Source organism: Micromonospora sp. DT31, from assembly GCF_049841795.1.
Lineage (GTDB): Bacteria > Actinomycetota > Actinomycetes > Mycobacteriales > Micromonosporaceae > Micromonospora.
On the sequence record NZ_JBNCKZ010000008.1, the window covers coordinates 77817 to 99112 of the forward strand.

The following is a 21296-nucleotide window of genomic DNA, read 5'->3' on the forward strand; positions in this document are numbered from 1 at the left end:
GGGTTGCTCCTTCGTGCTTGTCGGAGTTCTCGACTACCTCGGGGTCGGCGATCCGCCGGCACCTCGCCGGTCGGGTCCACCGCGGCGACCGGCGGGGACCTTCGGGCCGGGCGGAGCCGGCGCGGCGACGAAGAGGTCGGTGATGTCGTCGAACCGCACGAAGAGCAGCCCGCCGACCGCACCGGCCACCGCGGCCACGGCGATTCCCGCGGCGGCGACGTCACCGGTGGCGCCGGCGGCGACCGCTCCCACCAGCGCGGCGGTGATCAACAGGCCGTTGCGGACCAGGTGCCGCGGCCCGAGCGGTGCACCCGTGGCACCGAAGCAGCGGCAGGCCACCCGTTGCCGGCGGGCCAGCGTGACGACGATCCCGCTGCTGAAGGCGAGAAGGAGCAGGGCCGCGAGCACGTGGCCGAGCCGACGGGTCGGCGGCACCAGCAGCAGGACCGGGACGGCGGCCTCGGCCAGGCCGACCAGAGCCGCGACGGCGGGGACGAGCCGGGTCGGCACCACCCGCATGGCGGCGAGTGAGGCGACGAACTCGCGCCAGGAGGCGCGACTGCGGACCTTGCCGAAGGTCGCGGCCAGGAAGACCACTCCGATCAGGCAACGTAGCGCGATGTCCAGGTGCTCAAGCACCGGGCCAGGCTAGCAACATTGACCACGATCATGGAAGGAGATCGTCGATCTTCCGATCGGCGGGGCGGGAGAGGGGTCAGCCGATCAGCGGCCGGAAGGTGCCGAGCAGCACGCTGACCGTCAGCGCCGCGCCGGCCGCCAGCGCCGCCCCCGTGATCAACAACCCGTCGGCGAGGACGAACCGCTGCGGGCGGGCGACCGTACGCGGGGTGCCCGCGTCGAAGCCCCGGGCGTCCATCGCCACCGCCAGCCGGGTGCCCCGCCGGATCGCCCCGACGAGCAACGTGAACGCGGTGGACCCGAACAGCCGCAGCCTGGCCACCGGGTTGCGGCCGCCGTCCACGCCCCGCGCCCGCCGGGCCATGCTGATCATCCGCCATTCCTGTTCGAGCAGCGGCACCATCCGGAACGCGGCGAGCGCCCCGAGGGCGAACCGGGCCGGCGCCCTCGCGTTCTGGATCAGCGCGTCGGCCAGCTCGGTCGGGTCGGTGGTGGTGAAGACGATGATGCCCGGCAGTGCCACCGCGAGCATCCGCAGCACCAGCCCGAGCGCGGTGACCAGGACCCCCTGGGTGACCAACACCGGACCGGCGTCGAGCAACACCGGACCGGAACGGTCGGCGGCGAAGAGCACCAACGCGACCAGGATGCCGACGGCGCTGGCCAGCAGCGGCCAGGCCCGCCGGGCGAGCACCCGGTAGCGCAGGCCGAACAACGGCAGCACCGCCAGTTCGACAGCGATCGCGATGGCCGGCGCGACCGGGTCCAGCGTCGCCACCAGCACCAGCGTGAACACCAACGCGGCGGCCACCTTCGCCACCGGGTTACGCCGGGCCAGCACGGCACCGGGCACGGCGACCGGTTCGAGGTCGATCACCGGACCACCCCGTCGAGAGGCCGGTCCAGGGTGAGCGTCCGGTCGGCCAGCGCGGCGACGAAATCCTCGTCATGGGTCACGGTGACCACGCCGTGCCCGGCGTCGCGCAGCTCGGCGAACAGGTCGACGAGCTCCGACCAGGTGCGCCGGTCCTGCCCGAACGTGGGCTCGTCGCAGATCAGCAACCGGGGCGCGGTGGCCAGCGCCGTCGCCACGCTCAGCCGCCGCGCCTCACCACCGGAGAGGGTGTACGGGTTGGCGCCGGCCAGCCGGTCCAGCCGCAGCCGGTGCAGCAGCGCGTCCACGGTGGCGGTCACCGCCGCCTCGGGCTGGCCGGTGCGGCGCGGCCCCAACGCCAACTCGTCACGGACGGTGCCGGTGACGAACTGGTGCTCCGGGTCCTGGAACACCGAGCCGATCCGGCGTACCAGCGCCGGTGCGCGCCAACGGTGCGGGGGAGTGCGCGCGTCCGGACCGGCCAGGTCGGCGGACGCGGTGACGGTGCCCGTGCCGGGGCGCAGCAGCCCACCGAGCAGCAGCGCCAGCGTGGACTTGCCGACGCCGTTCGGACCCAGGACGGCGAGCGCCTCGCCGGCGCGTACCCGCAGGGCGGTGGGGTCCAGCCGAGGCGGCAGGCCGAGCCGGTCGGCGGTGATCAGCACCTCGCCGGGGGCCGTGGTGGCGTGCCGGGGCGGCACGGCGTGCCCGGGCACCCAGACCCCCTCGGCGGCCAGCGTGTCCCCGTGCGCGGCGAACACCTCCTCGGGTGGCCCGTCGGCGCGCACCCCGCCGCCGGGTTCCAGCACCACCACCCGATCGACGAGCGGCAGCGCCTCGGCGACCCGGTGCTCGACCAGGATCAGTGTGGTGTCCGGGTCCAGCGCGTCGGCGACCGCCCGGCGGATCAGCGCGGCCCCGACCGGGTCGAGGTTGGCGGTGGGCTCGTCCAGCAGCAGCAGCCCGGGGCGCAGGGCGAGCGCGCCCGCCAGGGCGAGGCGTTGCTGTTCGCCGCCGCTGAGCGCGGCGGTCGGGCGGTCCCGCGGGTACGGGAAGCCGACCCGGCGCAGCGCCTCGTCCACCCGGGGCCAGATCTCCCCGGCGGGCACGCCCCGATTCTCCAACCCGAACGCGACGTCGTCGCCGGAGCGGGCCATCACGAGCTGGGTCTGCGGGTCCTGGAAGACGATGCCGACGCGCTCGCGCGCCTTGTGCGGGTCCAGCCCGTCGATCTCGACGCTGCCCTCCCGCTCGCCGGAGTCCTCGGGCAGCAGCCCGGCCAGCGCGGCCAGCAGCGTGCTCTTGCCGGCTCCCGACGCGCCGAGCAGCAGCACCCGCTCCCCGCGCTGAACCCGCAGGTCCACCCCCCGAAGCGCCCACCGCCGACGCCCTCCGTGCCGCCACCCGAACCCGCGCAGCACCACCCCGCTCACCGCGTCCCCCTCTCCCGTCCCCCAGCCTGCGTGAGCAAGGAGTTCGCGTCCGGGAAACCGGGCCCGGCCGACGCGAACTCCTCGATCAACGGGGCGGGGAACAGCCGGTCAGACCAGGGCTCGGTCACGGCCGGCGGGGAACCGGTCCAGGACGCCGGTGTTGGCCAGCGCGCGGGTGAGGACGTGCGCGCCGAAACCGGCCACGACCGTGGCGCTGACGATCGTGATCAGCGCGTACGGGAGGCGGTAGGAGGCCACGTCGTAGGCCTTGTTCCAGTAGACGAAGTCGAAGATCGCCGCGCCGAGGCCGGTCATCGCGCCGGCCAGCACCGCCACCGGCAGCTTGAACGAGCGGTACCGGAACGCGGCGAACGCCAACTCGGCGCCGATGCCCTGCATCAGGCCCTGGAGGATCACGATGCTCGCCCACTGGCTGCCCAGCAGGGCGGACACGATCGCGGCGACGGTCTCGCAGTAGAGTGCGGCTCCCGGCTTGCGGATGATCAGGCCGGCGAGCACCGCCGGGACCAGCCACACGCCGTAGAGCACCGCCTGCGCCGGTGGGAAGAACGCGAACGCCGCGTCGGTGGCGCCCCAGAGCAGGCCCCAGGCCCAGAACACGACGCCGAAGGCGACGGCGATGACCGAGGCGACGACGATGTCGACGGTACGCCAGCGGTTGCTGTCGTTGTGGTTCACGGTGTGCTCCCAGTTCGTCGAGATGAACCAGGAGAAGACGCACGCCGCGCCCGGGAAGCCGGACGGCGGCGCGGCTGGAGGTCGACCGAACTCCCTGCGCTGGCATTACCCAGATCAGGTTCGAGGGTCTGCGGGCACCGGCCCGCACTCTCAGCGCTGTGCGCTCCCCTGTCGGATATGAAGTTGTCTCGTCGCAGACGCTAGCACCGACCGCCGCCCCCGGCCTAGCACGACCACTGTCGGTAAGGTGGCGATCATGCAGGTGGATGCGCGGGGACTGACGTTCGAGGTACGCGTCGACGGCCCCGAGGACGGCGATCCCGTCCTGCTGCTGCACGGCTTCCCGCAACACTCCGGCGAGTGGGACGTGGTCACGCCCGCGCTGCACGCCGCCGGGCTGCGCACCTACGCGCTGGACCAGCGCGGCTACTCGCCCGGCGCGCGTCCGGTCGCCGTCGAGGCGTACCGGATTCCGGAGTTGGTGGCCGACGCGGCCGCCGTGCTGGACGCGCTCGGGGTGACCCGCGCCCACGTGGCCGGCCACGACTGGGGTTCGATAGTGGCGTGGGGCCTGGCGGCGGCACACCCGGACCGGGTGCGGACGTTGACCGCGGTGTCCGTGCCGCACCCGGCCGCGATGGGTCACGCGCTCGCCACCGACCCGAAGCAGAAGGTCAAGTCCGCCTACATCACGTTGTTCCGCAAGCCGGGCACCGCGGAGAAGGTGCTGCTCGCGTGGCACGGCGCCACGCTGCGCCGGCTGCTCAGGGGCGTGGGCGACGCCGAGGCGGTGGCGCGCTATGCCGAGCCGATGCGCGAGCCGGGCGCGCTGACCGCCGCGCTCAACTGGTACCGCGCGATGACCGGGGCGGACATGAAGGCCGTCGCCCCGGTGGCGGTGCCGACCACGTTCGTCTGGAGCGACAAGGACGTGGCGATCGGTCGGACCGCCGCGCGGGCGTGCGCCGCGCACGTCACCGGCGACTACCGGTTCGTGGTGCTGCCCGGCGTCAGTCACTGGATCGCCGACGAGGCTCCCGGCCCGCTGGCCGAGGCGATCCTCGCCCGGTGCCGGGGGACGGAGGAGACATGACGGTGAGCGCCGAGGCGTACCTGGCGGTGGTGACCGAGACGATCGGCCGGGTGGCCGCCGCGCAGCGGACGAACGTGGCCGCCGCGGCCGACCTGATCGCCGCGTCGGTACGCGCCGACGGCGTGGTGCACGCGTTCGGCACCGGCCACTCCGAGGCGCTCGCCATGGAGATCGCCGGACGGGCCGGCGGCCTGGTGCCCACCAACCGGATCGCGCTGCGTGACCTGGTGTTGATCGGCGGCGAACCGGCCGATGTGCTCGGTCCGAGACTGGAGCGCGAGCCGGCGGTGGCGCACCGCCTCTACGAGCTGGCGCCGGTCCGGCCGCCGGACGTGTTCGTGCTGGCCTCGAACTCCGGCGTGAACGGGGCGATGGTCGAGTTCGCGTCCATCGTGAAGGAACGCGGGCACGGGCTGGTGGCGATCACCTCGGCGCAGCACTCGGCCCGGATGACCTCGCGGCACCCGTCCGGGCGTAAGCTCGCCGACTTCGCCGACGTGGTGCTGGACAACGGCGCCCCGTACGGCGACGCGACCCTGCCGCTGCCCGGCGGTGGCGCGGTCGGCGCGGTCTCCTCGATCACCGCGGCGTTGCTGGCCCAGCAGATCGTGGTCGAGGTGGTGGCGCGGCTGGTGGCGGCGGGACAGCAGCCGCCGGTCTACCTGTCGGCGAACATCACCGGCGGCGACGAGCACAACGCCGAACTGGAGGCCCGGTACGCGGGACGGATCCGCCGGGGGTCCTGAGCCGGTTTCGCGACCAGTGGTTCCGGGCACAGGCGGTCCTGCCGGTGGCGTTCACCCGTCGGCTGTGCGTCTTCCCCGGAGGTTCACGAGTGTCAAAGGAATCCGAGAAGCAGCGCTGGCAGCGCAACTTCGCCGACCTGCTCCAGGAGCTGCGCGTGGCGCAGACCGGCGTGCAGATCCTCTTCGCCTTCCTGTTGACGTTGCCGTTCAGCAACGGGTTCACCCGGACCACCGACTTCCAGCGCGACGTCTACATCGTGGCGCTGCTGGCCGCCGCGGCGGCCACCGCCATGATCATTTCTCCGGTGGCGTTCCACCGGGCGCTGTTCCGGCAGGGACGCAAGCCGGAACTGGTCCGCTTCTCCCACCGGATGGCCACCGGCGGCCTGTTCTTCATGCTCGTCGCCATGGTCAGCGCGGTCCTGCTGATCACCGACTTCGTGCTGGACCGGCCGATCGCGTTCCTGCTCAGCGCGATCACCGGGGCCTGGTTCCTGACCTTCTGGGCGATCCTGCCGTTCGGCCGCCGCAACTGGGGCGAGGACGACGTCGACGACGAGGACGACGACCCGGAGGCGCTCGGCCGCGACTGACCTGTCGCCAAATCGGACGTGCACACAGCGCTACCCCTGGGTAACACCCGGGGGTAGCGTCGTTTTCGTCGAGTGCGCCGGACCGACCAGGAGGCAGCCGTGACCACCACGCAGAACAGCCGGCCCGAGTCCCCCGACGGCGCGGGGCCGCTGCCCACGGAGGCCGGCCAGGTCTCGGAGAAGGAGGCCCGTCAGGTCGCCGAGGCGGCCCGCGAGTCGGCCTGGGACCGGCCCAGCTTCGGCAAGGAGCTGTTCCTCGGCCGGTTCCGGCTCGACCTGATCGACCCGTGGCCCCGGCCCGATCCGGCCGATGTGGCCCGCGCCGACGAGTTCCTCGGCGCGTTCGGGGCATACCTCAGGTCCGACGTGGACGGTTCGGCGATCGAACGCGACGCACGCATCCCCGACGAGGTGTTCCACGGCATGGCCGGCCTCGGCGCCTTCGGCATGAAGATCGACAAACGGTACGGCGGGCTGGGGCTGAGCAACCTGCACTACTGCCGGGCGCTGATGCTCGCCGGCTCGATCAGCCCGGCCATCGGCGCGCTGCTCTCCGCGCACCAGTCCATAGGTGTGCCGCAGCCGCTGAAGATGTTCGGCACGGCCGAGCAGAAGGAGCGGTTCCTGCCCCGCCTGGCCGCCGGCGAGGTGTCCGCGTTCCTGCTCACCGAGCCGGACGTCGGGTCCGACCCGGCCCGGCTCGCCACCACCGCCGAGCCGACCGAGGACGGCACCGGCTACCGGCTCAACGGCGTGAAGTTGTGGGCCACCAACGGCACCGTCGCCACCCTGCTGGTGGTGATGGCCCGGGTCCCGGCCGCCGAGGGCCGGCGCGGCGGCATCACCGCGTTCGTCGTGGAGGGTGACAGCGAGGGCATCACGGTGGAGCGGCGCAACGAGTTCGTCGGGCTGCGGGGCCTGGAGAACAGCCTCACCCGGTTCCACGACGTGTTCGTGCCCCGCGAGAACATGATCGGCGGCGAGGGCAAAGGGCTGAAGATCGCCCTGACCACGTTGAACACCGGCCGGCTCTCGCTGCCGGCGATGTGCGTGGGCGCGGGCAAGTGGGCGCTCAACGTGGCCCGCGAGTGGTCGGCCGACCGGGTCCAGTGGGGTCGCCCGGTGGGCGAGCACGAGGCGGTGGCGAAGAAGCTCGCGTTCATCGCCGCCACCACGTACGGCATGGAGTCCATGCTCGACCTGTCCTGCCTGCTCGCCGACGACGACCGCAACGACATCCGGATCGAGGCGGCGCTGGTCAAGCTCTACGCCAGCGAGATGGCCTGGCGTATCGCCGACGAGCTGATCCAGATCCGGGGTGGGCGTGGCTTCGAGACGGCCGACTCGCTGGCCGCCCGTGGCGAACGGCCGGCCGCCGTCGAACAACTCCTGCGCGACCTGCGGATCAACCGGATCTTCGAGGGCTCGACCGAGATCATGCACCTGCTGATCGCCCGCGAGGCGGTCGACGCGCACCTGTCGGTCGCCGGTGACATCATCGACCCCGACGCCGGGTTGGGCCGTAAGGCCAAGGCGGGCGCGCGGGCCGGCGCCTTCTACGCCAAATGGCTGCCCACGCTGGCCGTCGGCAGGGGGCAGACGCCCGGGGCCTACCAGGAGTTCGGGCCGCTGGCCGGGCACCTGCGCCACGTCGAGCGGGCCTCCCGCAAGCTGGCCCGCTCCACGTTCTACGCGATGTCCCGCTGGCAGGGAAAGATGGAGCGCAAGCAGGCGTTCCTCGGCCGGGTGGTGGACATCGGCGCGGAGCTGTTCGCGATGTCCGCGGTCTGCGTACGGGCATACGCCGAGCGGGCGGAGCACCCGGAGAACGTGGAACTGGCCGACCTGTTCTGTCGGCAGGCCACCTTGCGCGTGGACGAGTTGTTCACCGGCCTGTGGTCGAACACCGACTCGGTCGACGTGGCGGCCGCGAAACGCATCGTCGCCGGCCGGTACGCCGCGCTGGAGGACGGCGTGATCACCCCGCCCGCCGAGCTGCCCTGGGTGGCCCGCTGGGAGCCCGGCCCGTCGACCGAGGAGGACGTCCGGCGCCGCATCCCACCCGTCGGCTGACCCGCCGTCCCGCCGGGCTCCGCACGGGACGGCGCCGGCGCGCGGGCCGACCCGCTGCCCGCGCTACCGGCCGCTGCGCAGTCCCAGCCCACGCAGCTCCAGCGCGGCGAGCGCGTCGACGGTGGCGTCGTCGCCGCGCCGCCACGACTCGGCCACGTCCGGCCCGATCCGGGTGAGCTTCGACAGTGGCTGACCGGCGAGCGCGCGCAACGCCAGCAGGTCCCGGCCAGCCGGTACGGCGGCCATGGCCTTCGCCGCACCGGCCCGGCGCATCCACCGCACCCGCAGCGGCAGCCAGCCGAAGAGCACCAGGCCGAGCGGGAACACCAGCACCGCGACGGCCAGCGCGAGCGCCAACTGCCCGACCAACTCCTGCTGGTCCCGCCCCGCCTCGGCGACCGACCGGGCGGCGTCGGCGGCCCGGTTGAACGGCGCGGTCAGCTCGTCGCCGACCAACGGCACCCGGCCGACCTTGCCGCCGGCCTCGGCCAGGTTGTCGGCGAGCCCGCCGCCGGCACCCTCCAACTTCCGCCCCGGTACGGCGAGCTTCTCCACCAGGTCGTGCACCCAGAGCGCGAAGCGGACCGCCGCGTACACCCAGACGACGACGAGCAGGTCGGTGAGGAACTGGCGGACGACGCTCGGGAAACGGTCGGCGTAAATCTTCACGCCGGACAGCGTGTCACGGCGGGGCGCGTCGGCACAGGGGCGGACCCCCGGGACTCAGCGCGCTCCTTCGCCGGCGTGGCTGACCGCGTCCGCCACGATGTGCGCGACATGGTCGTCGACCAGGGCGTACGCGATCTCCCGGCCGCGCCGCGACCCACGCACCACCCCGGCGCCGCGCAGCACCCGAAGGTGCTGGGACACCAGCGGCTGCGGGGCGCCGAGCTTCTCGACCAGCTCGTGCACGCAGCGCTCGCCCGCGGCCAGTTCGCTCACGATCGCGAGCCGGATCGGGGCCGAGAGGGCGCGCAGCAGGTCACCCGCACCCTCGAAGGCGTCGTACCCGTTTGCGCCGGTCACCCCGTAACGGTAACCAATCTCGGCCGCGGAGCGCGGTAGGGCGTCATCCGAGCAGCACCTCGTGCTCGGCCGGCTCGGCCGGCGGCGCGTCCCGCCCCGCCCGCGCCCGTCGCCGCAGCGCCCGTAGGCCGGCCGCCACCAGCGCCACCAGCAGGAACGAACCGATCGCCACCAGCACCACCGAGGCACCCGGCGCGGTGTCGGCGGTGGCCGCCACCCACACCCCGGCACCCGCGGAGAACAGGCCCAGCGCCATGGCCGCCGTCATGGTCGACCGGAAACCCCGGGTCACCTGCTGTGCCGCGGCCACCGGCACCACCATCAGCGCGCTGATCAACAGCACCCCCACCGCGCGCATGGCGATGGTCACGGTCACCGCGGTGCCCACCGCGATGAGCAGGTTCAGCGCCCGCACCGGCAGGCCGGACACCCGCGCGTACTCCTCGTCGTGGCACACCGCGAACAGCGCCGGGCGCAACACCAGCATGGTCACCAGCAGCACCGCGCCGAGCACGCCGATGGTGATCAGGTCGGACTGCAGGGTGGTGGTCAGCGACCCGAACAGGTACGCGTTGAGCGACCCGCTGCTGGCGTCGGAAAGCCCGACGAGCATCACGCCACCGGCGATGCCGCCGTAGAACAGCAGCGCCAACGCCAGGTCGCCGGAGGTACGCCCGCGCGCGCGGACCAGCTCGATGACGACCGCGCCGAGCGTCGCGGCGAGCACCGCCACCAGCACGGGGGAGCGGTTGAACAGCAGCCCCGCGCCGACGCCGGTAAGCGCCACGTGCCCCAGCCCGTCGCCGATCAGCGCGAGCCGGCGCTGCACCAGATAGATGCCGAGGGCCGGGGCGGCCAGGCCGATGATCAGCGCGCCGGTCAGGGCGCGCAGCATGAAGTCGTACTGGAAGAGATCCATCAGATGCCTGTCCAGAGCCGGGTGGGCTCCTCGTCGCAGTGCGGGTGCACGTGCTCGTGATCCGGGTCGGCGTGGTGACCGGCGGGTTCCGGCACCGCACCGTCGTGGGCGATCCCGCCCCGGTGCACCACGACGGCCCGGCTGATCAGCGGGCGCAGCGGGCCCAGTTCGTGGGCGACGAGCAGCACCGTGCCGCCGCCGTCGCGGAACGACCGCAGCGCGCCGGCGAACGCCTCCTGACTGGCCGCGTCCACGCCGGCGGTCGGCTCGTCGAGGACCAGCAGTTCCGGCTGCCCGGCCAGCGCCCGGGCGATCAGGACCCGCTGCTGCTGGCCGCCGGAGAGGGTGGCCACCGGGTCGCCGGCGCGGCCGGCCAGCCCGACCGCGTCCAGCGCCGCCGCCACCGCCGCCCGGTCCGCCCGCCCGGCGGGCCGCAGCACACCCCGGCGGGCCAGCCGCCCCGACGCCACCACCTCGGTCACGGTGGCGGGCACCCCGCCGCCCGCGCCCAGCCGCTGCGGGACGTACCCGATGCGGTACCACTGCCGGAAGCGGCGCTGCGGCGTGCCGAAAAGGGTGACCGACCCGGCGCCCAGCGGCACCAGGCCCAGCGCGGCGCGGACCAGGGTCGACTTGCCGGAGCCGTTGGCGCCGAGGACGGCGACCACCTCGCCGGTGGTCACGGTCAGGGAGACGTCGCGCAGCACCGCCCGGCCGTCGTACCCGACGGTGGCGTTCGCGATCTCGATCACGGATGCGGTCATGAACAGTCCAGGGCGGTACGCAGGGTCTGCAGGTTGGCGCGCATGGCGGACAGGTAGTCGCCGTCGGCGGGCGGGCCCTCCAACGGATCCAGGACCGCCGTCTTCGCGCCCACCTCACGGGCGATGGTCTCGGCGACCTTCGGGCTGACGAACGTCTCGAAGAAGATCGTGCCCGCCCCGTGCTCCCGAGCCTCCTTGGCGACCCGGGCGAGCCGCTGCGGGGACGGCTCGGACTCCGGAGTCAGCCCGCTGACGCCGATCTGCTCCAGCTTGTAGCGCTCGGTCAGGTAGCCGAAGGCGGCGTGGCTGGTCACCACCTCCCGGCGCTGGCAGGTGCGCAGCCCGTCGGCGTACTCGGTGTCGAGCTTCGTCAGTTCGGCGCGCAGCGCGCCGGCCCGGGCGGTGTAGTCGGCGGCGTGCTCCGGGTCCGCCCGGCCGAGCCGCGCGGCGAGCTTGTCGCCGACGGTGGCCAGCCGGGTCGGGTCGAGCCAGAGGTGCGGGTCCTTGCCGCCGCCCTCGTCGTGGTGTTCGGCCTCGCCCTCGTGCTCGTGGTCGTGGCCCCCGGCGGCCGCGTCGCGCAGCGGCGTCACACCGGCCACGTCGAAGGCGCGGTCGCCGCCGTTCTGCTCCACCGCCTCGTCGACCGCCGGCTGGAAGCCGGTGAGGTAGACGATCAGGTCGGCGTCGACGATCTGGCCGACCTGCCGCGGGTTGAGTTCCAGGTCGTGCGGCTCCGCGCCGGGCTTGGTGAGGTTACTGACCTCGACCGTGTCGCCGCCGACCCGCTCGGCCAGGAACTGGAGCGGGTAGAACGCGGCCACCACGTCGACCCGGCCGGACCGGTTCTCCGCGCCCTCCGCGTCCGTGCAGGCGGTGAGACCACCCGCGGCGAGCAGCGCGGCGACGGCGGCGGCCAGGGTGCGGGAACGTGCGCGGACGGTCATGACCCAACTGTCCGCGACAACGAAAACTATTGTCAAAAACGCATGATTGCATGTCAGCGCAGGTCAGCTCCGCGATCACCCCACCACGAGCTTCACCAGCGCCGCCGCGACCAGCAGCGTGAGCATCACCAACCGGAGCATCCGGGTCGCCGGCGCCTGCACCGGCCAGGTGACCGACATCAGCCAGACCAACCCGCCGGCCAGCACCAGCAGCAGCACGCCGCCCGCGGGGCCGGGCGCGAACAGGCCGACAAGCACCAGGAACAGCGTGGCCAGGAACACCGCCGTCGGGTTGAGCCGCGCCAGACGGGACAGGACGGGACTCTGCGTAGGCTGCATGCCACAAACTCTACGAGGAGGAGCACCGTGCTGGTCACCAACCGCTTCGTGGTGGAAGCCGAAACGGTGGACGAGTTCACCCGGGAGGCGCACACCGCGCTGACCGCGCTCGCCGCCCGACCCGGCTACCTGCGCGGCGAACTGCTGCGGGCCCTCGATGACCCGGACCACTGGTGCCTGCTCACCGAGTGGGAGTCGGTCGGGGCGTACCGACGGGCGCTGGGCGGATTCGACGTCAAGGTCAGCGCCGTGCCGCTGCTCGCCCGATCGGTGGACGAACCCTCGGCGTACGAGACGCTCGCCAGCGCCGCGCCCGACGGCGAGATCGTCGTCGCCGCCAGCGATCGTGCCGCAGGCCAGTACCGCTGAGACCCGGGGCACTACCCTGGCCGGTATGACCGCTCCCGGACCGGCCGCGCCACCCCCGCCACCCGTGCCGCCCGGCACGCCACCGGTGGGCCCGGGAACGCCCACGCCGCCGCCCGGCCCCGGCGTCGCCCCGCCGTTCGCCGCCCCGCCCACCGAGGGCAGGCGGTCCCGGCTCTGGCTCGGCCTCGGCGCGGGCGCGCTCGCCGTACTGATCTGCTGCGGCGGCGGAGGGGCCGCCGTGGTCGGCCTGGCGGTCAGCAACGTGCAGGCCCTCGGCGAACAGGGCCGCGCCGTCACCAACGACTACTACCAGGCGCTGGTCGCCCGCCAGTGGTCCAAGGCGTACGCGAAGCTCTGCGACGACGCCCGGCGGCGCGAGTCCCGGCCGCAGTTCGAACGCCGGGTGGCCACCGAACCGCCGATCTCCGGCTACCGGGTCGGCGAGGTCGACACCACGGCGCTGACCGTGCCGGTCGACGTCACCCTGGCCGGCGGGCGGCAGGAGGCGCAGACCGTCACGCTCGCGCCGGACCGGCAGACGGGCGCCCTGGAGGTCTGCGGGGTGCGCTGACCGGCCCCCGGTATTCTGCTGGGCTCGGGACGGACACGGTCGTACCGTTGTCCCGAACAGCCCGGTTCCATCCATCTCGACCGCGCCGACCGCCAGCCGGCGTAGGAGGAAACATGCCAGCCGACCGTATCGACGCCGTCACCAGCCTCGCCAAGCGCCGAGGCTTCGTCTTCCCCTCCAGCGAGATCTACGGGGGCACCCGGTCGGCGTGGGACTACGGCCCGCTCGGCGTCGAACTGAAGGAGAACGTCCGCCGGCAGTGGTGGCGGACCATGGTGCAGCAGCGCGACGACGTCGTCGGCCTCGACTCCGCGGTCATCCTGGCCCGCAAGGTCTGGGAGGCCAGCGGCCACATCGCCGAGTTCGTCGACCCGCTGACCGAGTGCCAGTCCTGCCACAAGCGGTTCCGGGCCGACCACCTGGAAGAGGCGTACGAGGCCAAGCACGGCAAGCCGCTGACCTCGCTGACCGAGCTGAACTGCCCCAACTGCGGCAACAAGGGCACCTTCACCGAGCCGAAGATGTTCAACGGCCTGATGAAGACCTACCTGGGCCCGGTGGAGAGCGACGAGGGCATGCACTACCTGCGCCCGGAGACCGCCCAGGGCATCTTCGTCAACTACAAGAACGTGGAGACGGTCGCCCGCAAGAAGCCGCCGTTCGGCATCGCGCAGACCGGCAAGTCGTTCCGCAACGAGATCACCCCGGGCAACTTCATCTTCCGGACCCGCGAGTTCGAGCAGATGGAGATGGAGTTCTTCGTCGAGCCCGGCACCGACGAGCAGTGGCACGAGTACTGGCTCTCCGAGCGCTGGAACTGGTACCTCGACCTGGGCCTGTCCGAGGCGAACCTGCGCTTCTACGAGCACCCCAAGGAGAAGCTCTCCCACTACTCCAAGCGCACCGTCGACATCGAGTACCGGTTCCAGTTCGGCGGCACCGACTTCGCCGAGCTGGAGGGCATCGCCAACCGCACCGACTTCGACCTGTCCACGCACAGCAAGCACTCCGGCGTCGACCTGTCGTACTTCGACCAGGGCAAGAGCGAACGCTGGATCCCGTACGTGATCGAGCCGGCCGCCGGCCTCACCCGCGCGGTGCTGGCGTTCCTGCTGGAGGCGTACGACGAGGACGAGGCCCCGAACACCAAGGGCGGGGTGGACAAGCGCACGGTGATGCGCTTCGACCCCCGGCTGGCCCCGGTCAAGGTGGCGGTGCTGCCGTTGTCCCGCAACGAGGCGCTCTCGCCGAAGGCCAAGCAGCTCGCCACCGACCTGCGCAAGCGCTGGGTGGTCGAGTTCGACGACTCGCAGGCGATCGGTCGCCGCTACCGGCGCCAGGACGAGATCGGCACCCCGTTCTGCGTCACGGTCGACTTCGACACGCTCGACGACAACGCGGTGACCGTCCGGAACCGGGACACCATGGCCCAGGAGCGCGTCGCCCTGGACCAGGTGGAGCGCTACCTGATCGAGCGCCTCCCCGGCTGCTGACGGTGTAAGGAAGGGCCCCTTCTTAACGCCTGGCGTAGAGGAGGGGCCCCTTCTTGACACGGCATCCCGGGTGGGCCCTCCGAGATCGACTCCGCCCGTACCCCGGTCGTGGCGCCCAGCCCGCGACGGGCCGCGACCGCATCCTCCACCGTTCGCCGCACCCGGCCCGGCTCGCGCCGGATCTGCGCCGGCGTGAAGTGCAGAATGAGCAGCCCGTGCCGGCTCAGCTCGTTGTGCCGGTCCAGCGTCCGCGCCCAGTCGTCCGGGCTGACCTCTTGGCGCGGGCAGCCCCCCGCCGCCCCCCCCCGCGGTCGCGAGGTCCGGGGGCGGGGGGCGGCCGCGGGCGCGCGCCGGCCGCCGACAGTCGCGGGTTCCACAGGATCGCGCCGCTGCCGGCCAGGCACTCCCGCAGCTCGGTCTCCGGCGCCGAGCGGACCCCGTCGTGATCTCCGCGAACGCCTTCCGGATCAGGGCGGTGCGGCTGCGCCTGGCCCGGCGGATCTCCGCGTCCAGGCCGGCGAGGTCGGTGAAGCCCCGCTGCACGGCTTCGGCCACGGTGGCCCGTACCGGCCGCAGGTGGCGCAGGTCGCGGGCGGCGTCCACCACCGCGCGTGCCGGCGAGCACACCGGATACAGCGCGGTCCGTCGGGCCCGTGGATCAAGCTCCAGGGCGCGCGCGATCACCGCGTGACCGGCCGAGCGGCGCCGCACGTGGTGCGGCAGGACCAGGTGTACGTCGGCGGTGCGCGGGCTGTGCCGGAAGCCGTACCAGGTCAGGGCCGCCAGGCCGGTGAGCTGCGCGTCGGCGCCCGCGTAGAGCGCCGCCGAGATGCGTCGCTGCTCGTCGGTGAGGGTGCCGGTGACAAGCGCGTACGTCGCCGGCAGGACGCGCTGCCACAGGCCGCGCCGGGTCTGTCGGTACAGGTACATGTCGTCGAATCCGACGCCGAGGAGCTGGGTCCGGGTGACGATCTGCTGCTGGCGCTCCGCCAGGTCGGTGAGTTCGGGTGGGTGTTCGGGCATGCGGCGTAGCCTGCAGGACCCGGCGCTGCTTTTCCTCCCCGTGCGCCCCGACCTGTGGACAGCCGACGTCGTTGTGGAGAACCGCCTCGCGGTGGGTCGGCTGTGATATGGGCCCTGTTAAGAAGGGGCCCCTGCTCTACCGGAGACGTTAATAGGGGGCCCTTCCTTACACTTGGGCGGTGAATGTTGCGCTGGGGATCGGGCCGCACCGGGTGTGGCCGCCGGTGGTGCTCGCGCCGATGGCCGGGATCACCAACGTCGGGTTCCGCCAGCTCTGCCGAGAGCAGGGCGGCGGCATCTACGTCTGCGAGATGATCACGACGGTCGCGTTGGTCGAGCGCAACCCCAAGACGCTGCGGATGATCGCCTTCGGGGCGGACGAGCGCCCGCGCAGCCTTCAGCTCTACGGCACCGACCCGGAGATCACCGCCGCGGCGGTGCGGATCGTCGTCGAACGGGACCTCGCCGACCACATCGACCTCAACTTCGGCTGCCCGGTCCCCAAGGTCACCCGTAGGGGCGGCGGTGCGGCCTTGCCGTGGCGCCGCCGGCTCTTCGCCCGCCTGGTGAAAGCCGCGGTGGACGCCGCGTCACCGGCCGGGGTGCCGGTCACCGTGAAGATGCGTAAGGGCATCGACGACGACCATCTGACGTACGTCGAGGCGGGGCTCGCGGCCCAGGACGCGGGTGTCGCGGCGGTCGCCCTGCACGGGCGTACGGCGGCGCAGCGCTACTCCGGCACCGCCGACTGGGACGCCATCGCCACCCTCAAGGCGGCGCTCGACGTGCCGGTGCTCGGCAACGGCGACATCTGGGAGGCCGACGACGCGTTGCGGATGGTCGCCCACACCGGCGTGGACGGGGTGGTGATCGGCCGCGGCTGCCTCGGCCGGCCGTGGCTGTTCGCCGACCTGGAGGCCGCGTTCAACGGTTCGCCGCAACGGCGGTTGCCGACGTTGGGCGAGGTCGCCACGACGATGCGCCGGCATGCGGAGCTGCTGGTCGAGCAGTTCACCGCAGGTGCCCGCAGCCCGGGGCGGGGCGAGCGGGACGGCTGCACCGACTTCCGCAAGCACGTCGCCTGGTATCTGAAGGGCTTCCCGGTCGGCAGCGAGCTGCGTCGGTCGCTTGCGATGATCGAGAGCCTGGCCCAGCTGGACGACCTGCTCGGCAAGCTCGACCCGGCGGTGCCGTTCCCGGTGGAGACCCTCGGTCAACCGCGTGGGCGGACCAACTCGCCGGGCAAGGTCTTCCTGCCCGACGGCTGGCTGGCCAGCCGCGACGACGACACCGTTCCCGAGGGTGCGGAGCTGGCCGACTCCGGCGGCTGACGCCGGTCGGGCGACCGCCGTGGGGGACGTGGGATGACGGGCGCGTCCCGGACAGGGGCGCCCACGGTTCACTTTGTTCCTTCCACGTCGCTTTGACGCGTCTCGTCACGTCGGCCAAGACGGAAATTTGTTCGCGTCTCTGGCTTGTTCGGCGCTGCCTCGGTACGGTGTGCCGCAAGATCGGATGCTTCACGGGGGTGTAATGTGTCCATACTTCGTCGTGCCCATTTACCGTCCATAATGGCCTTAGCCGTGCTTGCGGCCTCGGCGTCGGCCTTCCTGCCAGCAGCCGAAGTCGGTGCCCGCGCCGTCGACGCCTGTTCCCCGGCAATCGCGACAAGCGGCGCCGCGACCGCGTCGACAGAGAAGGAAGCCCAGTCACTCGCGGACGCGTGTGACGTTCCCGTCGAGGTCCTGGCGCAGGCGTCGGAGACCACGAAGGTGTTCGCCCAACCCTCCGGCGACTTCGAGTTCGAGTCGTGGTCGGAGCCGCGATGGACCAAGCGCAACGGCACCTGGAGGGACATCGACACGACGCTCGTCGTCGGTGACGACGGCCTGGTCCGCCCGGTCGCCGCAACGGTGGACGTGGCTTTCTCCCGGGGCGGAACCGGCCCGTTCGCCAGGATGGCAGGTGCGGGGGCGGACTTCTCGCTGGGCTGGCCGACCGCGCTGCCCACTGGCGTCATCAACGGGGACAGCATCACCTACCCGAACGTGTACCCGGGCGTCGATCTGGTCGTACGCGCCGAAAGCGGCGGCTTCTCCCACCTGCTCGTCGTCCACGACGCCGCCGCCGCGCAGCTTCCCGCGGTGCGGGAGACGCGCTACGTGCTGGGTGGTTCCGCTGAGGTCACCGAGGCAGACGGGGGTGTCACGATCACCGGGCCGGAAGGGCTGCTCGCCGCCGCCCCGCCGGCGAAGGCGTGGGATTCCGAGCAGCCATCCGACGGCGGGCGCGGTGACGGGCAACCCGGCACCCCCGAAGCACCCGCCGACCCGACCGGCTCCACGGATCGGGGACCCGGTGACTCAGCGACGGTGACTCCGGTCGAAGTGGACGTCAACGGCAGTTCGCTCACGGTCAGCGCGGCGGCGGAAGTCCTGGAGAGTCCGCACTTTCCGATCTTCATCGACCCCACCTACGACAAGAGGTGGGCCCGCTGGGCTCCGGTGAACGACTCCCGGGCGAACACCCAGTGGACCTCCGGCACCTCGTGGCCCCGGGAGGTGGCCCGGGTGGGGTCGAACTGGGACGACTACGGCGACATCTGGCGCTCGCACTTCTACTTCGACACGTCGGCGCTGGCCGGGCGACGGCTCACCGGCACGACGAGCGTGGACGCCTACCTGGTGCACACCGGGTGGTGCGCCGGCGAGTCGATCGGCATCTGGCAGACCAACTCGGTGGCCAGCAATACCCCGACCTGGAACGGGATGAAGGACAAGTGGCTGCACGGCGGGGCGCTGCAGACCAAGGTCGGCAAGGCCAACTCGGGGTGCACCGGCCAGAAACCCAACTGGCTGAGTTTCAACGCCTCCGGGGTTGGTCGTCACGTGCAGCGGCACGCGGACGAGAACGTCGAGTCGATCACGTTCGGGCTGCGGATGGCGACCGAGAGCGGCGGGCACTGGGCCAAGTTCGACCCGGCCAACGTCAAGCTGAAGGCCACGTACGCGTACCGACCGACCTTCCCGGTGGCGATCCGCACCGCACCGGGCGGCAACTGTGACCCGAAGTCGCCCGGGCCGTGGATCAACCAGCGCAACCCGACGCTCTACGGCAAGGCCATCGACGGCGACGGCTCGGTGAAGATCGAGTTCGACCTCAACGGACCGACGAGTCCCGCCCAGCACACGTCGGCCTGGACGACCTCCCGCCAGGAGCGGGGGTGGACGGCCCCTACCCTGACCGAGGGCAACTACAACTGGCGGGTCCGCGGGACCGACACCGTCGACACGACCGGGTGGACGGCCAACTGCTACTTCAGCCTCGACCACACCCCGCCGACGGCGCCGGTGGTGACCCGGACGTCGGGCGCCCCGGTGATCGGCCAGCCGGTGACACTCGTCGTCACCTCATCCGACGCCCGTTCCGGGATGAAGCAGTTCGCGTACGGGATCGGGGTCGACGCCAAGCAGAGCTTCACGGCCTCCACGGGCACGACGACGATCACGTTTACGCCGACCGAGGCGGAGCGCAACACCGTATTCGTGTGGGCGCAGGACAAGGCCGGCAACTACTCCACCCGTACCAACTTCAATTTCTACACCGGGCGCATCACGGAGGCGCAGCCCCAGGGTGTCTGGCGTCTCGACGGGACCGGTCATGACGACACGGGCCAGGGCCGTAGCCTCACGGTGCCCACCGGACTCGGCTACGGACCCGACCGGGACGGCCGGGCCGGGGCCGCGTTGACCTTCGACGGGGCCGCCTGCGCGGCGGCGCCGCCGGTGGCCCGGACCGACGACGAGTACACCGTCGCCGGTTGGGTGAAGGTGACCGACAAGTCCGTCAACCGGGTCCTCGCCGCCCAGGTGGGCTCGTCCCAGGCCGCGTTCCAGCTCCAGCACAACGGCGCCAAGGACGCGTGGGAACTGGTGTTGAGCGGTGGCGACGTTTCGACGCCCGCCTTCGCGACGATCGCCGCTCCCACGTCCACCCCGCTCGGCCTCTGGCAACACGTCGCGGCGACGGTGGACCCGATCGGCAAGTTGATGCGGCTGTACCTCGACGGCCGGTTGGTCGCCGAGGCGCCGATCCCCTTCCCGCTGTGGAAGGCGGAGAGCCGGTTCCTGCTGGGTTGCACGGGAGATGCCACCACTGCCGCGCACCCGATGCACGGCTCCATCGACCACGTCGGTGTCTGGCAAGGGCTGCTGTCGAGCCAGCTCATCGCCCGAGCGGCCACCGAGCTGCCGGCAGGGCTGGCCGGAAGGTGGCTGCTGCACGGCGACGGGGCCGAGGACACCGAGCGTTCCCCCGGGCTGGTGATGCCAGAGGGAGTGTCCTGGATCGACGACCAGTACGGCCGGCAGAACTCGGCGGCGACGTTCGACGGCACCCGGTGCGCGGCGACGCAGACGGGGCCGGTGCTGCGGACGGACAAGTCGTTCAGCGTGGCGGCCTGGGTCAAGCTGAACGCCGCCGGCCCCGGTAACCAGTCCGTCCTCGGCCAGGACGGGACCCGGGTCAGCGGCTGGTACCTGGGGACCCGCCACTCCGGCACCACCCCGTACTGGTCGCTGATGACGAAGGGCTCGGACGACGAGGGTTCGACGTCGCACTGGGTCGGGTCGCCGACGGCGATCACCGCCGATGTCGGCAGATGGACCCACCTGACCGGCGTCTACGACGCCAGTGCGCAGACGATGAAGCTGTACGTCAACGGCGACCTGGGACGGTCGGTGACTCGAACCGACCCGCCGTGGCACGCCGGCGGCGCGATGACCGTTGGCTGCGCGCTTTTCGCCGGCACGCGCGGCGACCACCTGAACGGCGCCGTCTCCGATGTCCGGGTCTGGCACGGTGCGCTCACCGACGCCGAGGTCGGTGACGTGCACGGGGGCAACCCGCCGGTCAAGGCGGAGGCGCTCTGGCCGCTCGACGGCCCGGAGAGCGACACCCCCACCTACCTGACGGATGTTTCCGGCAACCGCCGTGACCTCGCCATCCAGGGTCCGTACTCCTGGACCCGGGACCGGGGTTTCGGGCGTGACGGGGCGCTCGGCCTGGAGCTGACCGACGGTTCCTGCGCGGAGACCACCGGCCCGACGGTACGCACGGATGCCTCGTTCACCGTGACGGCGTGGGTGGTCCTGGACGACCCGACCGGCCGGCACGCGGTGCTGACGCAGGCCTCCTCCGGCCCGAATCCGGGTTTCTTCCTCGGCTACGACCCAGGCGTGAACCGCTGGCGGTTCGAGATGGCGACGGCACCCGACAGCACCGCCGCACCGAGCGCCGTGGCGTCCAAGGACGCCCCGGAACCTGGTGCGTGGACCCATCTGGCGGGTGTCTACGACATGGGCTCCGGGCAGATCCGCCTCTATGTCGGCGGGCAGTTGCAGGCTGAGGAGAAGGCCCCGTCATCGCCGTGGATGGCCGGCGGCCCGACGCTCGTGGGCTGTGGCGGCAGCATGAACGGGACGCGGAACTCCCGGCTGGGAGGCGTTGTCGACGATGTCCGGCTCTGGACCTCCACCCTCAGCCCTGACCGCATCTCGGCTCTGGCCGCCGGCTAGTCCGACCGCCGGCCGGCGCGGTGGCGCCGGCCGGCACTCTCGCCGCTACCCATGACGGGCCGGCTTCCTTCACCGGACCGGCCTGGCGTCGGCTGCCCGCCGTCGGCGCTTCCGGCTGCCGG

Annotated in this window: 19 protein-coding genes, 1 pseudogene and 1 riboswitch; of the genes and pseudogenes, 9 read left to right on the top strand and 11 right to left on the bottom strand. The window is 72.4% G+C overall.

Annotated elements, in window-relative coordinates; all coding sequences use genetic code 11:
* Positions 1-33: 33 nt before the first annotated feature.
* The 4 genes from ACLQ2X_RS15785 to ACLQ2X_RS15800 all read right to left on the bottom strand — a co-directional run bounded on the left by ACLQ2X_RS15785 (position 34) and on the right by ACLQ2X_RS15800 (position 3645).
* Positions 34-639 carry a MauE/DoxX family redox-associated membrane protein gene (locus ACLQ2X_RS15785; protein ID WP_425681771.1) on the bottom strand — a complete coding sequence of 202 codons (606 nt, stop codon included), beginning with the start codon at positions 637-639 and terminating at the stop codon, positions 34-36.
* Between the two features lie 76 nt (positions 640-715).
* On the bottom strand, positions 716-1516 hold the full coding sequence (locus tag ACLQ2X_RS15790) for an energy-coupling factor transporter transmembrane component T family protein (protein WP_425681772.1): 801 nt from the start codon (positions 1514-1516) through the stop codon (positions 716-718).
* Positions 1513-2946: an ABC transporter ATP-binding protein gene (locus tag ACLQ2X_RS15795; protein ID WP_425681773.1), complete on the bottom strand. Its 1434-nt coding sequence runs from the start codon at positions 2944-2946 to the stop codon at positions 1513-1515. Before ACLQ2X_RS15795 ends, ACLQ2X_RS15790 begins: the two co-directional genes overlap by 4 nt.
* A gap of 108 nt (positions 2947-3054) precedes the next feature.
* Positions 3055-3645 (bottom strand): ECF transporter S component, encoded by a 591-nt coding sequence (locus tag ACLQ2X_RS15800; protein ID WP_425681774.1) that lies wholly within the window; start codon positions 3643-3645, stop codon positions 3055-3057.
* Positions 3646-3718: 73 nt separating this feature from the next.
* A riboswitch (TPP riboswitch) is annotated at positions 3719-3825 on the bottom strand.
* Positions 3826-3901: 76 nt separating this feature from the next.
* Between ACLQ2X_RS15800 and ACLQ2X_RS15805 the strand changes: the two genes are divergently transcribed.
* The 4 genes from ACLQ2X_RS15805 (at position 3902) to ACLQ2X_RS15820 (ending at position 8150) form a co-directional block, all read left to right on the top strand.
* Positions 3902-4738, top strand: a complete 837-nt coding sequence (locus tag ACLQ2X_RS15805; RefSeq protein ID WP_425681775.1) for an alpha/beta fold hydrolase — start codon at positions 3902-3904, stop codon at positions 4736-4738.
* On the top strand, positions 4735-5484 hold the full coding sequence (locus ACLQ2X_RS15810) for a sugar isomerase domain-containing protein (protein ID WP_425681776.1): 750 nt from the start codon (positions 4735-4737) through the stop codon (positions 5482-5484). Before ACLQ2X_RS15805 ends, ACLQ2X_RS15810 begins: the two co-directional genes overlap by 4 nt.
* A gap of 89 nt (positions 5485-5573) precedes the next feature.
* On the top strand, positions 5574-6077 hold the full coding sequence (locus ACLQ2X_RS15815) for a DUF6328 family protein (protein ID WP_425681777.1): 504 nt from the start codon (positions 5574-5576) through the stop codon (positions 6075-6077).
* Between the two features lie 99 nt (positions 6078-6176).
* Positions 6177-8150, top strand: coding sequence for an acyl-CoA dehydrogenase family protein (locus ACLQ2X_RS15820; RefSeq protein WP_425681778.1), 1974 nt, complete (start codon positions 6177-6179; stop codon positions 8148-8150).
* A gap of 63 nt (positions 8151-8213) precedes the next feature.
* On the opposite strand, the gene ACLQ2X_RS15825 is transcribed toward ACLQ2X_RS15820, so the two are convergent.
* The 6 genes from ACLQ2X_RS15825 to ACLQ2X_RS15850 form a co-directional block, all read right to left on the bottom strand.
* Positions 8214-8819, bottom strand: coding sequence for a hypothetical protein (locus ACLQ2X_RS15825; protein WP_425681779.1), 606 nt, complete (start codon positions 8817-8819; stop codon positions 8214-8216).
* A 54-nt stretch (positions 8820-8873) separates the two neighbouring features.
* Entirely contained in the window at positions 8874-9176 is a 303-nt protein-coding gene (locus ACLQ2X_RS15830; RefSeq protein ID WP_425681780.1) for an ArsR/SmtB family transcription factor, read from the bottom strand.
* Between the two features lie 43 nt (positions 9177-9219).
* On the bottom strand, positions 9220-10095 hold the full coding sequence (locus ACLQ2X_RS15835) for a metal ABC transporter permease (RefSeq protein ID WP_425681781.1): 876 nt from the start codon (positions 10093-10095) through the stop codon (positions 9220-9222).
* Positions 10095-10859 carry a metal ABC transporter ATP-binding protein gene (locus ACLQ2X_RS15840; RefSeq protein ID WP_425681782.1) on the bottom strand — a complete coding sequence of 255 codons (765 nt, stop codon included), beginning with the start codon at positions 10857-10859 and terminating at the stop codon, positions 10095-10097. The genes ACLQ2X_RS15835 and ACLQ2X_RS15840 overlap by 1 nt, the downstream gene beginning before the upstream one ends.
* Complete coding sequence (locus ACLQ2X_RS15845; protein ID WP_425681783.1) at positions 10856-11803, bottom strand: metal ABC transporter substrate-binding protein; 948 nt, start codon at positions 11801-11803, stop codon at positions 10856-10858. Before ACLQ2X_RS15845 ends, ACLQ2X_RS15840 begins: the two co-directional genes overlap by 4 nt.
* 75 nt (positions 11804-11878) lie before the next feature.
* A complete protein-coding gene (locus ACLQ2X_RS15850; protein WP_425681784.1) occupies positions 11879-12142 on the bottom strand; it encodes a DUF6703 family protein in 264 nt (87 codons plus the stop codon).
* Positions 12143-12169: 27 nt separating this feature from the next.
* On the opposite strand from ACLQ2X_RS15850, the gene ACLQ2X_RS15855 reads away from it, so the two are divergent.
* The 3 genes from ACLQ2X_RS15855 (at position 12170) to ACLQ2X_RS15865 (ending at position 14575) form a co-directional block, all read left to right on the top strand.
* Positions 12170-12511 (top strand): antibiotic biosynthesis monooxygenase, encoded by a 342-nt coding sequence (locus ACLQ2X_RS15855; protein WP_425681785.1) that lies wholly within the window; start codon positions 12170-12172, stop codon positions 12509-12511.
* Between the two features lie 25 nt (positions 12512-12536).
* Positions 12537-13082 (top strand): hypothetical protein, encoded by a 546-nt coding sequence (locus tag ACLQ2X_RS15860; protein ID WP_425681786.1) that lies wholly within the window; start codon positions 12537-12539, stop codon positions 13080-13082.
* 113 nt (positions 13083-13195) lie between these two features.
* The gene (locus ACLQ2X_RS15865) at positions 13196-14575 is read left to right on the top strand and encodes a glycine--tRNA ligase (protein WP_425681787.1); all 1380 of its coding nucleotides are present in this window, start codon (positions 13196-13198) and stop codon (positions 14573-14575) included.
* Between the two features lie 924 nt (positions 14576-15499).
* Here the strand turns inward: ACLQ2X_RS15865 and ACLQ2X_RS15870 are convergent.
* Positions 15500-15598, bottom strand: a pseudogene (locus ACLQ2X_RS15870) (hypothetical protein); the annotation flags it as partial.
* Between the two features lie 179 nt (positions 15599-15777).
* Here ACLQ2X_RS15870 and dusB point away from each other — a divergent pair.
* Entirely contained in the window at positions 15778-16929 is a 1152-nt protein-coding gene (gene dusB, locus ACLQ2X_RS15875; protein ID WP_425681788.1) for a tRNA dihydrouridine synthase DusB, read from the top strand.
* Positions 16930-17181: 252 nt separating this feature from the next.
* Entirely contained in the window at positions 17182-21174 is a 3993-nt protein-coding gene (locus ACLQ2X_RS15880) for a LamG-like jellyroll fold domain-containing protein (RefSeq protein WP_425681789.1), read from the top strand.
* Positions 21175-21296: the final 122 nt, after the last annotated feature.